The organism is Enterobacter genomosp. O (assembly GCF_001022965.1).
GTDB lineage: Bacteria > Pseudomonadota > Gammaproteobacteria > Enterobacterales > Enterobacteriaceae > Enterobacter > Enterobacter cloacae_L.
Map to the genome: position 1 here is coordinate 1,008,569 of NZ_LECZ01000027.1, position 11,709 is coordinate 1,020,277.

The following is an 11,709-nucleotide window of genomic DNA, read 5'->3' on the forward strand; positions in this document are numbered from 1 at the left end:
ATGTCTCTCTCAGAGATGGGAAACAGGCGGCGTAACGCCTGGTTGCAGGTAATGTTCAATACGCAGTAACTGGTCGGTCAGTAAAAGCTCGCGATTAAGACCAGTCACGGTTAAAAGCTGTTCGCGGCTCTGGCAAATGTCATGAAGCATCGCGTGAAGAACCGCGCCTGAGAGGCGGTTCGCCAGCGTATTCACCAGTGGCCATACGTCCGGGTTAGTCAGCAGCGTTGCTCCTTGCTGGAGTTTGAGCGCATCCAGCAGTAAGGAGGCCAGCCAGTGCAGACGCTCATCGGCCCGATCGCAGTTCAGTGCCGGCAGTAAACTTAGCCAGTCCTGGCTATTAAGCGAAGATTCGACAGCCCGGCAGAGCGTTTCTCGCTGTGACCAGACGTCAGGTTGCAGCAATGCCAGTGCCGCCGCGGGCGCACCGCTGCTCAGACGCAATGCGGACAGCGCACTTTCAGGTGACGTTGTCACCTCTCGTTCAAGCCAGCTCAGCGCCCACGATTCCTGAGGCATCGCAAGGTGATGAAGACGGCAGCGGCTGCGCAACGTTGCCAGTAATCGTCCCGGGTCGCGGCAAGAAAGGAAAAACCACGTTTTTTCCGGCGGCTCTTCCAGGGTTTTAAGCAGGGCGTTAGCCGCCGCCTCGGTAAGCAGCGTGGCGTCTTTGAGCCAGACCACTTTAGCGCCGCCCAGGCGCGCGTGTTCGTACAATTTTTCACTGACTTCACGAACGGCATCAATACCGAGCGCGCTTTTGCCCTTCTCAGGCTCAAGCGTATAGTAGTCAGGGTGTGTGCCCGCCTGCATCAGCTGGCAGCCGCGGCATTTGCCGCAGCTTTTGTGCCCTTCGGGCTGCTGACACATCAGAAAACGGGTGATGGCATAAATCAACGCATCCTCACCCATCCCGGGCAATGCCTGAATCAGTAACGCATGATGCCCCCGCCCCGCCTGATAGCTGCCGATCAGCTGTTCAAAGTGCGGACGCAGCCATGGATACCATTTCATGCCTGTTGCTCCTGTACCCACTGCGTAACGGTCTGCTGAATGTCGCGCGTGACGTCTTCCAGGGATTTCGTCGCATCGATGGTGCGAATAGAGCTGTCCTGTGCGGCCAGTTCAAGATAGCGCGCACGGGTGCGGTTAAAGAAATCAAAGGACTCTTGTTCAATGCGGTCCAGTTCGCCGCGCGCGCGGGCACGCCTGAGACCCACTTCCGGGGTAACATCTAGATAGAGGGTCAGGTCGGGGCGAAAGTCACCCAATACGGCATTGCGCAGCGTTGCCAGCATCGTCTGGTCAATGCCGCGTCCCCCGCCCTGATACGCCTGAGTAGACAGATCGTGACGGTCGCCGATAACCCATTTGCCGTCGGCCAGAGCGGGCTTGATCACCGTCTCAACCAGCTGTACGCGCGCCGCGTAGAACATCAGCACTTCCGCTTTGTCAGTGATAACTTCGTCGCCAACGGATTTAATATCCAGCACCAGGCTGCGCAGCTTCTCGGCCAACTGTGTGCCACCCGGCTCGCGGGTAAATACCATATCCGCCACGCCAAGCGCGTTGAGCGTATCCACCACCACGTTGCGGGCGGTGGTTTTACCCGCCCCTTCGAGTCCCTCAATGACAATGTATTTACTGCGCATTTTTTTCCTTAAGTGCCTTCAGATAGTCCTGAACAGAGCGATTGTGGCTGGCAAGGTTGGTGTTAAAGGTATGCCCGCCTTTTCCATCAGCCACAAAATAGAGATACGGTGTTTTGGCCGGATGCGCGGCTGCTTTGAGCGAAGCCTCGCTCGGCGTGGCAATTGGGCCTGGCGGTAAACCGCTAATCACATAAGTATTATACGCCGTTGGCGTCTCCAGATCTTTCCTGGAGATCTTACCGACATAGCTTTCGCCCATGCCGTAGATGACGGTAGGGTCGGTTTGCAGGCGCATGCCGATGCGCAGCCGGTTGATAAACACCGACGCCACGCGATCGCGCTCGGCGGCGACGGCCGTCTCTTTCTCAATGATTGAGGCCATCGTCACAAACTGGTTCCGATCGCTGTAAGGCAGTCCTTCCATTCGCCCTTCCCAGGCGGAATCCACCGCGGCGACCATTTTTTTGTGCGCCCGCTTCAGAATCGCCACATCGGTCGTCCCTGCCGTGTACATCCAGGTATCTGGCCAGAACCAGCCTTCAACCCAGTCCGGATGTTCAAGCTTCAGCACCTCGGCTACCGTCTGATAGCGATCGTCTTTTAACGTGTGTTTGATATACGGCGCGTCACGCAGCTGTTTGAGGTAATCACTCAGGCGCATCCCTTCTACAAACCGCAGAGGGAACTGCGCTTCTTTGCCGCTTTCCAGCAGCTGCAGCATCTCTCTGACGGTCATTCCAGGCGTAAAGCGATAGGTACCGGCTTTGAAATGGGACAGCTCGGGTTCCACGCGCAATAGCCACTGGAATACCCGGGGACGATTGATAATCTTGTCGCCATAGAGCTGTTCCCCAAGCGCCTGGCGGCCGGTTCCTGCTTTCAGGGTAAAGATCGTCTCGTCTTTAATCAGGAGCTTACTGTTCGCCAGTTGGCGAACTTTCCATACGCCTGCTCCGCCAGCGACGCCCAGCGCAACGATGAGGATAAGGACAAAGCGCAACATTTTTTTCATGACTATCTGGTTTGCTCACATATCGGGGCTAAAAACTGAAACAGCTCGCGCGAAGACCAGCGTTGATGGCCATACGCACGGACAGGTACAACAGGCATTAGCGCGTTACAAATGACGACTTCATCTGCGGTCTGCAGCGCCGCTTCGCCTGCGCTAACTTCGACAACGCGAAAGCCAGAGCGTGCCAGCTGCTCCAGACAAAACTGACGCATTATCCCGTTAACGCCAGCCTGATCCAGCGACGGAGTAAACACCTCACTCCCCTGCCGCCAGAGTAAATTAGCCGCACAGCATTCCGTAATGAACCCTTCGCTGTCAAGAACCAGCGCCTCATCGGCGTCCGTCTGTTCAAGATGAGTACGAATGAGCACCTGCTCCAGGCGATTGAGATGCTTAATCCCGGCCAGCATGGGGTTTCGTCCCAGACGGATCGGGCTCAGCGTCAGCGTGACACCCTCTTCCCGCCAGCGAGAGTAATGCGCAGGATAGGCAGACACGGAGAGGATACGCGTTGGGCTAAGACACGATGCAGCGCTATAACCCCGGCCACCGCTGCCGCGGCTGATGATGACTTTAAGGACGCCGCTCTGCTTCCCGGATGCCAGCTTGCACATTTCCTGACGCAATGTATCCCAGTGCGTAAATGGGATCATTAGCGTTTCACAGCCATGCTGCAGGCGTCGAATATGCGCCTCCAGCAGGCAGATATTGCCGTCCAGAATGCGCGCGGTCGTAAAGCACCCATCGCCGAACTGTATCGCCCTGTCGCTGGCAGGCAGCGCGTCCTGCTCAAGGCCATTGATCAAAAACATGGTGGCTCCTATGCGTAGGCGTTTAGTCTGGCAGGATGTCCTGCAGCCAACAAGAAGAGTAGACGTAATAAAAAAGGTCCGGCAAGCGGACCTTTCTTAAGTGCTATCGGGACTTCGGGATCAGATCTTTTTGAAGATCAGAGAACCATTCGTGCCGCCGAAGCCAAAGGAGTTACACAGGGTGTACTCCATACCGCTAACCTGGCGCGCTTCGTGAGGAACGAAGTCCAGATCGCAACCTTCATCCGGGTTATCCAGGTTGATGGTTGGCGGAACAGCCTGATCGCGCAGCGCAAGGATAGAGTAGATAGATTCTACTGCACCCGCCGCACCCAGCAGGTGACCGGTCATGGATTTCGTGGAGCTTACCATTACGCGGCTGGCAGACTCGCCGAAGATAGACTTAACCGCCTGAGCTTCTGCTTTATCGCCAGCTGGTGTAGAAGTACCGTGTGCGTTGACGTAGCCAATCTGAGCTGGGGTAATACCCGCATCCCGGATTGCATTTGCCATCGCCAGCGCAGCACCCGCGCCGTTCTCCGGAGGAGACGTCATGTGGTAAGCATCGCTGCTCATACCAAAGCCAACGACTTCAGCATAAATTTTCGCACCGCGTTTTTTCGCGTGTTCGTACTCTTCCAGTACGATCATGCCTGCACCGTCGCCCAACACGAAGCCATCACGATCTTTATCCCACGGACGGCTTGCCGCCTGAGGATTGTCGTTGCGGGTAGAGAGCGCACGAGCCGCGCCGAAACCACCGACACCCAGTGGGGTACTGGCTTTTTCTGCACCGCCCGCCACCATAGCATCTGCATCGCCGTACGCAATAATGCGCGCGGCCTGGCCGATGTTATGCACGCCAGACGTACAAGCGGTCGCGATAGAAATGCTTGGCCCACGCAGGCCGAACATGATGGTCAGGTGACCCGCCACCATGTTAACAATCGTGGACGGAACGAAGAACGGGCTGATCTTACGCGGGCCGCCATTCATCAGGGATGTATGGTTTTCCTCAATCAGGCCAAGACCGCCAATCCCGGAGCCGATAGCGGCGCCGATACGGGATGCGTTCTCTTCCGTAATCTCAAGGCCAGAATCCTGCATGGCCTGAACGCCAGCGACAATTCCATATTGAATGAAGGCATCCATCTTGCGCTGTTCTTTGCGCGAGATGATCTCTTCACAGTTAAAATCCTTTACTAAGCCAGCAAATTTCGTTGCATAGGCGCTAGTATCGAAATGGTCGATTAGGCTGATGCCGCTCTGACCGGCAAGGAGAGCTTTCCAGGTGGACTCTACGGTATTGCCGACAGGAGACAACATGCCAAGTCCGGTCACAACTACACGACGCTTAGACACGTTTGTCCTCCAGGGAGGGATAAAAAAAGAGATTCGTGGGACTAAAAAAGATAAAACTCAGGCGGTCGAATGACCGCCTGGAGATGTTCACTTACGCCTGGTGACCGTTGATGTAATCAATGGCAGCCTGAACGGTGGTGATCTTCTCAGCTTCTTCGTCCGGAATCTCAGTATCAAACTCTTCTTCCAGAGCCATTACCAGCTCAACGGTGTCAAGAGAATCTGCGCCCAGGTCTTCAACGAAGGAAGCGGAGTTCACAACTTCTTCCTGCTTAACGCCCAGCTGTTCGCCGATAATTTTCTTAACGCGTTCTTCGATAGTGCTCATACTCTTAAATTTCCTATCAAAACTCGCTTTCGCGATGGTTTTCGTAGTGTATAAAATGTTGAAAAATTTGCAACTAAATCCCGGCAGTTCGTACCACGATTTTACGTTATTTTGAGGCCATTCGCCCTAATAACGCAAATATTTTTCATCGTGGTTAAACCATATACATCCCGCCGTTGACGTGGAGGGTCTCACCAGTGATGTAACCCGCTTCGTCAGAGGCTAAAAATGCAACCGCACTGGCAATTTCTTTCGGGTCGCCTAAGCGGCCCGCAGGAACAGCTGCCAGCGTACCCGCACGCTGATCATCAGTCAGCGCACGCGTCATGTCCGTTTCAATAAAGCCCGGAGCAACAACGTTTACAGTAATACCGCGGGACGCGACTTCACGCGCCAGCGACTTACTGAAACCAATCAGACCTGCTTTCGCCGCAGCGTAGTTAGCCTGACCAGCATTTCCCATGGTACCAACCACAGAACCGACAGTGATAATACGACCATGACGCTTTTTCATCATAGCGCGCATTACCGCTTTTGACAGACGGAATACAGATGACAGGTTGGTTTCGATGATATCGTTCCACTCGTCGTCTTTCATTCGCATTAACAGGTTATCGCGAGTGATCCCGGCATTGTTTACCAGAATATCCACTTCACCAAACTCTGCGCGAATATTTTCCAGAACAGATTCGATAGATGCAGGTTCGGTCACATTCAGTACCAGACCTTTACCGTTTGCACCCAGATATTCGCTGATGGCCTGAGCGCCATTCTCGCTGGTTGCTGTACCAATCACCTTCGCGCCGCGCGCAACCAGTGTTTCAGCAATTGCACGCCCGATACCGCGGCTTGCGCCAGTCACCAGGGCAATTTTTCCTTCAAAACTCATGGTATTCCTCTTTTATTGCGAGAGTGCCGCTGACATCGCTTCCGGCTCGTTAATCGCCGAGGCTGTCAGGGTGTCAACAATACGTTTTGTCAGACCGGTGAGGACTTTCCCTGGGCCGACTTCATACAGATGCTCAACGCCCTGGGCGGCCATAAACTCAACGGTTTTGGTCCACTGTACCGGGCTGTAGAGCTGGCGAACCAGCGCGTCACGGATAGCTTCCGGCGTGGTTTCGCATTTCACATCGACGTTGTTCACAACGGAAATCGTCGGTGCATTAAAGGTAATTTTTTCCAGCTCAACCGCCAGTTTCTCGGCAGCAGGCTTCATCAGTGCACAGTGAGACGGCACGCTGACAGGCAGTGGCAGCGCACGTTTTGCACCCGCTGCTTTACAGGCAGCACCGGCACGTTCAACCGCTTCTTTATGCCCGGCGATAACCACCTGGCCCGGCGAGTTAAAGTTCACCGGAGAAACAACCTGACCTTCAGCGGATTCTTCACATGCTTTTGCAATCGCGGCGTCATCCAGACCGATGATCGCAGACATGCCACCCGTACCTTCCGGCACCGCTTCCTGCATGAATTTTCCGCGCAGCTCTACCAGACGTACCGCGTCAGCAAACGCAATCACACCGGCACAGACCAGCGCAGAGTATTCACCCAGACTATGGCCCGCGAGCAGCGCTGGCGCTTTACCGCCCTGCTGCTGCCAGACACGCCACAGCGCAACGGACGCGGTCAGCAGCGCTGGCTGGGTCTGCCAGGTTTTGTTCAGTTCTTCGGCTGGCCCCTGCTGGGTCAGCGCCCATAAATCATAACCCAGTGCATCGGAAGCTTCACGGAAAGTCTCTTCAATGACCGGATAGTTTGCTGCCATTTCAGACAACATCCCAACGGTTTGAGAACCCTGACCCGGGAACACAAAAGCAAATTGCGTCATTTTTTATTCCTTATCCTAGAAACGAACCAGCGCGGAACCCCAGGTGAACCCGCCACCGAAGGCTTCAAGCAAGACCAACTGGCCCCGTTTGATTCGCCCGTCGCGTACCGCTTCATCAAATGCGCACGGTACTGACGCCGCAGAGGTGTTGCCGTGGCGATCCAGCGTCACCACAACGTTATCCATCGACATGCCCAGCTTTTTAGCGGTCGCGCTGATGATACGCAGGTTCGCCTGATGCGGCACCAGCCAGTCGAGGGCGGTGCGTTCAAGGTTATTGGCTTCCAGCGTCTCATCGACAATGTGCGCAAGCTCAGTCACCGCCACCTTGAACACCTCATTACCTGCCATGGTGAGGTAAATGGAGTTATCAGGATTAACGCGATCTGCGTTAGGCAGCGTCAGCAGCTCACCGTAGCTTCCATCGGCATGCAGATGCGTGGAGATGATACCCGGCTCTTCAGACTGCCCCAGCAGCACTGCACCCGCACCATCGCCAAAAATAATGATCGTTCCGCGATCGGTCGGATCGCAGGTACGCGCCAGCACGTCAGCACCGATCACCAGCGCATATTTGACGGCACCGGATTTAACATACTGATCGGCAACACTCAGTGCATAGGTGAAACCTGCACACGCGGCAGCGACGTCAAACGCCGGACAGCCCTTAATGCCGAGCATGTTTTGCACCTGGCACGCCGCGCTTGGGAAAGCGTGCGTGGCAGACGTCGTGGCGACCACGATCAAACCAATCTGTTCTTTATCAATGCCCGCCATGTCGATAGCACGCAGTGCGGCTTCGTAACCCATGGTCGACACGGTTTCGTCTGGCGCGGCAATACGACGTTCACGGATACCTGTGCGCGTGACAATCCACTCGTCAGACGTATCTACCATTTTTTCCAGATCGGCGTTGGTACGCACTTGTTTTGGCAGGTAGCTGCCGGTACCTATAATCTTCGTATACATGTACGCTCAGTCACTTTTAGCTAATACAGATTCCAGGCGAGCGGCAATCCGCTGAGGGACTTGTCGCTGCACCGCCTGCACTGCCTGTTCAATCGCGACAGCAAATGCTCGCTGATTGGCGGCGCCATGACTCTTAATCACGATGCCGCGCAATCCTAACAGACAGGCGCCATTATACTGGTCGGGGTTGAGGTGACTGAATCGCCGCGTCAGGCTTTTTTGTAACCAACGCTTTAATAAAATCAGCCACCATGCGCTTTTTTTGCCCTCTCCCTGCGATTTGAGCAGAGAAAGAAACATGCGCACGACCCCTTCCATGGTCTTCAACGTTACGTTTCCGGTGAAGCCATCGCACACCAGAACATCCGTTTTACCCGTCAACAACTCATTGGCTTCGAGATAACCAATATAGTTGATGGAGGGAACCTGTTTGAGCAATTCAGCGGCTTCGCGAATGCTGTCCAGGCCTTTGGTCTCTTCTTCACCAATGTTCAGTAACGCAACACGGGGATTGTTGATCCCGACCACTTCTTCCGCCAGCACCGATCCCATCACGGCAAACTGAGCCAGCATTGTACTATCACAGTCGACGTTAGCGCCCAAATCGAGCACCACCGTCTTACCCTTTTGTTGGTGCGGTAACACCGTCACCAGCGCCGGGCGCTCAATACCGTCAATCGGCTTGAGCAACAATTTCGACAGCCCCATCAGCGCGCCGGTATTTCCCGCACTGACGCAGGCCTGAGCGCGCCCTTCTTTCACCAGCTCCAGCGCTATTCGCATAGAACTGCCGCGGCTATTACGAATAGCCTGCGAGGGTCGGGCATCACTGGCAATAACTGACTGCGCAGGAATAATCTGCAGACGTGAACGTTGTTCAAAGTCAGCTTTTGCAAGTAATGGCGTGATTGTGTCGGGATTGCCGACTAATAGAAGAGTGAGTTGCGAATTAGAATTCAGTGCCTGCAATGCTGCAGGCACTGTCACGGAAGGGCCAAAATCTCCCCCCATGACATCTAACGCCAGGGTTAGACGTGTCAAGGTATCGTCGCAGCCTGGTTCGGTAAATTCCCCGTTTGCACGGGGAAATCCTCACTAAGCCTAATCACGCTGACGCGTGATTACTTAGTGATAACCTTGCGGCCGCGGTAGAAACCGTCAGCGGTGATGTGGTGACGCAGGTGTTTCTCACCAGAAGTCTTGTCTACAGACAGGCTGGTAACTGCAGTCAGCGCGTCATGGGAACGACGCATGCCACGTTTGGAACGGGTTGGTTTATTCTGTTGTACGGCCATGGACCTTACTCCTCAATTACTTACGCTTTAAGCTGGCTAATACGGCAAATGGGTTTGGTTTTTGCGCTTCATCAGGCAGTTCCCCAAAGACCATGTCCGCCTCGGACACTTCACAGTGTTCAGAATCATGCACCGGAACGACTGGCAAGGTGAGGATGATTTCATCTTCAACCAGAGCCAGAAGATCGATTTCACCGAATTCGTTAACCTCAATCGGCTCATACGCTTCCGGGAGTGCTTCAGCCTGTTCGTCAGAACGAACCGGACTGAAACAATACGTTGTGTGAACATGCTGTACAAACGGTTTCCCGCAACGCTGACACTCGAGCGTTACCGTCACCTTTGCATCACCGGTTAAAACGGCGAGACGCTGGTTGTCGATAGCGAACGACATGGAGCATTCTACATCACTGTCCACACTGACTACGGATTCGGCAATACGCTCAGCCTGATCGGAAGTATAGATACCTTCGTAATCGAGGCGTTTTTGAGCCGTACGAACCGGATCAAGAGTCAGGGGTAATTTTACCTTTTGCATAGGGCGCGCATATTAACTTTGTAACGTCATAGAGTCAAAGAAAAAGGCAACCTGAGCTGCCTTTTGCCAATTATTCGCACACATTGCGGCCTGTAGTTTAAAATGGCTGGCATCGATACGCTATATCTGGTGATAAAAATATGCCAAATCTCGTTCTCGCCTCCACGTCACCCTACCGCCGAATGCTGCTGGAAAAGCTCGGGATCCCGTTTGAATGTGCCGCACCAGAGGTTGATGAGACGCCACAACCGGGCGAGTCACCGCGTCATCTGGTGACGCGTCTTGCTAAAGAGAAAGCACAATCGCTGGCCGCACGCTACCCTTCGCATTTGATTATAGGCTCCGATCAGGTTTGTGTACTGGATGGAGAAATCACCGGCAAACCCCATACGGAAGAGAACGCCTGCCAGCAGCTTTTGCGTGCGCGAGGCAGTATCGTTACCTTTTATACCGGTCTGGCGCTCTATAACTCCGCCTCTGGTCACCTGCAAACGGAATGCGAGCCCTTCGACGTCCACTTCCGCCATCTCAGTGAGCAAGAGATTGTGGATTACGTGCGCCGTGAGCGTCCGCTGAACTGCGCGGGGAGCTTTAAAAGTGAAGGATTGGGGATTGCGCTGTTTGACAAGCTGGACGGACGAGACCCGAACACGCTGGTGGGACTGCCGCTGATTGCGCTGTGCCAGATGTTAAGGCGAGAAGAGTGTAATCCGTTGACGGCGTGACCTTTGCGGCCTGATGCCCTCAGTCCGGCCCTCTCCCACCGGGAGAGGGTGCAAACATTAAAAACGGCAACTTCGTTGCCGTTTTACTTTTACCTTAGCCGCGCAGAACCTTAAGACAGCGTTTCAACTGCTCGTCGAGCGGCGCTTCAATACGGATGATTTCACCCGTATTAGGATGGGTGAACTTCAGCGCTGCCGCATGCAGGAAGAGACGAGACAGCCCGGTACCCGCCAGCTGCTTATCAAATTCCCTGTCGCCATAGCGGTCATCAAACGCGATAGGATGCCCTGCAAACTGCGTATGCACGCGGATCTGGTGGGTACGGCCGGTGACAGGACTACAGCGCACCAGCGTGGCAAATTCATACCGCTCCTCAACTTTAAAGCGCGTTTCGGACGGTTTCCCTTCCTGATTGACGCGCACAATGCGCTCGCCACTCTGCAGAATATTTTTCAACAGCGGCGCCTGCACCACCTTCACGTGAGACTGCCACTGTCCGCGAACCAGCGCCAGATAATCCTTCTGCATCCCTTTTTCACGAAGCTGCTCGTGCAAAGAACGCAGTGCAGAACGTTTTTTCGCCACCAAAAGCACGCCGGAGGTGTCACGGTCCAGGCGATGCACCAGCTCCAGGAAGCGGGCTTCCGGGCGCAGCGCACGCAGCCCTTCAATCACGCCAAAGCTCAGACCACTACCGCCGTGTACGGCTGTACCTGACGGCTTATTCAGCACAAGGATATAGTCATCCTCATAAAGGATGACGCCACTCAGCGCGGCCACTTTTTGCAGCTTAGGGGAAACCACTTCTTCTTCACGTTCAGCCACGCGCACCGGCGGAATACGCACTTCGTCACCGGCTTCGAGTTTATACTCAGGCTTGACGCGCTTTTTGTTCACCCGCACCTCGCCCTTACGCAAGATGCGATAAATCATGCTCTTTGGCACACCCTTCAGTTGGGTGCGCAAGAAGTTATCGATGCGTTGCCCCGCGTAGTCATCCGCGATAGCAACCATTTTTACGGCTGGAGTCTCTGTTTTCATGGTTGGCGATTCTAAATATCGTCAGCCATTAGCGCCACTCATTTTTCTATGCTTATATTTACTTTTATCCGGCCTGTCCCCCGTTTCGCGCAATCGATTTGGTGGTTATTAAACCAATCACCACCTTGAAGTGAAGAAACTGT

At 54.4% G+C, this 11,709-nt stretch carries 14 protein-coding genes; 1 reads left to right on the top strand and 13 read right to left on the bottom strand.

Annotated elements, in window-relative coordinates; translation table 11 throughout:
* Nucleotides 1-9: 9 nt before the first annotated feature.
* The 12 genes from holB to yceD form a co-directional block, all read right to left on the bottom strand.
* On the bottom strand, nt 10-1,014 hold the full coding sequence (gene holB, locus ABR39_RS23605) for a DNA polymerase III subunit delta' (RefSeq protein ID WP_047348988.1): 1,005 nt from the start codon (nt 1,012-1,014) through the stop codon (nt 10-12).
* Entirely contained in the window at nt 1,011-1,652 is a 642-nt protein-coding gene (tmk, locus tag ABR39_RS23610) for a dTMP kinase (protein ID WP_047348989.1), read from the bottom strand. The genes holB and tmk overlap by 4 nt, the downstream gene beginning before the upstream one ends.
* Nucleotides 1,642-2,664: a cell division protein YceG gene (yceG, locus tag ABR39_RS23615; RefSeq protein WP_047348990.1), complete on the bottom strand. Its 1,023-nt coding sequence runs from the start codon at nt 2,662-2,664 to the stop codon at nt 1,642-1,644. The genes tmk and yceG overlap by 11 nt, the downstream gene beginning before the upstream one ends.
* 2 nt (nt 2,665-2,666) lie before the next feature.
* Nucleotides 2,667-3,476 (bottom strand): aminodeoxychorismate lyase, encoded by an 810-nt coding sequence (pabC, locus tag ABR39_RS23620; RefSeq protein ID WP_047348991.1) that lies wholly within the window; start codon nt 3,474-3,476, stop codon nt 2,667-2,669.
* A 120-nt stretch (nt 3,477-3,596) separates the two neighbouring features.
* Entirely contained in the window at nt 3,597-4,838 is a 1,242-nt protein-coding gene (fabF, locus tag ABR39_RS23625) for a beta-ketoacyl-ACP synthase II (protein WP_048339067.1), read from the bottom strand.
* A gap of 91 nt (nt 4,839-4,929) precedes the next feature.
* Nucleotides 4,930-5,166: an acyl carrier protein gene (gene acpP, locus ABR39_RS23630; RefSeq protein ID WP_003857954.1), complete on the bottom strand. Its 237-nt coding sequence runs from the start codon at nt 5,164-5,166 to the stop codon at nt 4,930-4,932.
* Between the two features lie 154 nt (nt 5,167-5,320).
* Nucleotides 5,321-6,055, bottom strand: a complete 735-nt coding sequence (fabG, locus tag ABR39_RS23635; protein ID WP_010429699.1) for a 3-oxoacyl-ACP reductase FabG — start codon at nt 6,053-6,055, stop codon at nt 5,321-5,323.
* 12 nt (nt 6,056-6,067) lie between these two features.
* Nucleotides 6,068-6,997 (bottom strand): ACP S-malonyltransferase, encoded by a 930-nt coding sequence (gene fabD, locus ABR39_RS23640; RefSeq protein WP_047348993.1) that lies wholly within the window; start codon nt 6,995-6,997, stop codon nt 6,068-6,070.
* A 15-nt stretch (nt 6,998-7,012) separates the two neighbouring features.
* Entirely contained in the window at nt 7,013-7,966 is a 954-nt protein-coding gene (locus tag ABR39_RS23645; RefSeq protein ID WP_047348994.1) for a beta-ketoacyl-ACP synthase III, read from the bottom strand.
* A 6-nt stretch (nt 7,967-7,972) separates the two neighbouring features.
* The gene (gene plsX / locus ABR39_RS23650; RefSeq protein ID WP_063955808.1) at nt 7,973-9,007 is read right to left on the bottom strand and encodes a phosphate acyltransferase PlsX; all 1,035 of its coding nucleotides are present in this window, start codon (nt 9,005-9,007) and stop codon (nt 7,973-7,975) included.
* Nucleotides 9,008-9,087: 80 nt separating this feature from the next.
* Nucleotides 9,088-9,261 (bottom strand): 50S ribosomal protein L32, encoded by a 174-nt coding sequence (gene rpmF, locus ABR39_RS23655; RefSeq protein WP_003857964.1) that lies wholly within the window; start codon nt 9,259-9,261, stop codon nt 9,088-9,090.
* 16 nt (nt 9,262-9,277) lie between these two features.
* A complete protein-coding gene (gene yceD, locus ABR39_RS23660) occupies nt 9,278-9,799 on the bottom strand; it encodes a 23S rRNA accumulation protein YceD (protein ID WP_014883375.1) in 522 nt (173 codons plus the stop codon).
* Between the two features lie 140 nt (nt 9,800-9,939).
* Here yceD and ABR39_RS23665 point away from each other — a divergent pair, with 140 nt between their 5' ends.
* Nucleotides 9,940-10,524, top strand: a complete 585-nt coding sequence (locus ABR39_RS23665; RefSeq protein WP_047348996.1) for a Maf family protein — start codon at nt 9,940-9,942, stop codon at nt 10,522-10,524.
* Nucleotides 10,525-10,618: 94 nt separating this feature from the next.
* Here ABR39_RS23665 and rluC read toward each other — a convergent pair whose 3' ends face one another.
* On the bottom strand, nt 10,619-11,566 hold the full coding sequence (gene rluC, locus ABR39_RS23670; RefSeq protein ID WP_047348997.1) for a 23S rRNA pseudouridine(955/2504/2580) synthase RluC: 948 nt from the start codon (nt 11,564-11,566) through the stop codon (nt 10,619-10,621).
* Nucleotides 11,567-11,709 lie beyond the last annotated feature (143 nt).

Excerpts from the sequence above, each read along its gene's own strand:
- rluC (WP_047348997.1), bottom strand. The coding sequence starts at position 11,566 with ATGAAAACAGAGACTCCAGCCGTAAAAATGGTTGCTATCGCGGATGAC.
- rpmF (WP_003857964.1), bottom strand. The coding sequence starts at position 9,261 with ATGGCCGTACAACAGAATAAACCAACCCGTTCCAAACGTGGCATGCGT.
- tmk (WP_047348989.1), bottom strand. The coding sequence starts at position 1,652 with ATGCGCAGTAAATACATTGTCATTGAGGGACTCGAAGGGGCGGGTAAA.
- ABR39_RS23665 (WP_047348996.1), top strand. The coding sequence starts at position 9,940 with ATGCCAAATCTCGTTCTCGCCTCCACGTCACCCTACCGCCGAATGCTG.
- acpP (WP_003857954.1), bottom strand. The coding sequence starts at position 5,166 with ATGAGCACTATCGAAGAACGCGTTAAGAAAATTATCGGCGAACAGCTG.
- pabC (WP_047348991.1), bottom strand. The coding sequence starts at position 3,476 with ATGTTTTTGATCAATGGCCTTGAGCAGGACGCGCTGCCTGCCAGCGAC.
- holB (WP_047348988.1), bottom strand. The coding sequence starts at position 1,014 with ATGAAATGGTATCCATGGCTGCGTCCGCACTTTGAACAGCTGATCGGC.
- yceG (WP_047348990.1), bottom strand. The coding sequence starts at position 2,664 with ATGAAAAAAATGTTGCGCTTTGTCCTTATCCTCATCGTTGCGCTGGGC.
- ABR39_RS23645 (WP_047348994.1), bottom strand. The coding sequence starts at position 7,966 with ATGTATACGAAGATTATAGGTACCGGCAGCTACCTGCCAAAACAAGTG.
- fabG (WP_010429699.1), bottom strand. The coding sequence starts at position 6,055 with ATGAGTTTTGAAGGAAAAATTGCCCTGGTGACTGGCGCAAGCCGCGGT.
- fabD (WP_047348993.1), bottom strand. The coding sequence starts at position 6,997 with ATGACGCAATTTGCTTTTGTGTTCCCGGGTCAGGGTTCTCAAACCGTT.
- yceD (WP_014883375.1), bottom strand. The coding sequence starts at position 9,799 with ATGCAAAAGGTAAAATTACCCCTGACTCTTGATCCGGTTCGTACGGCT.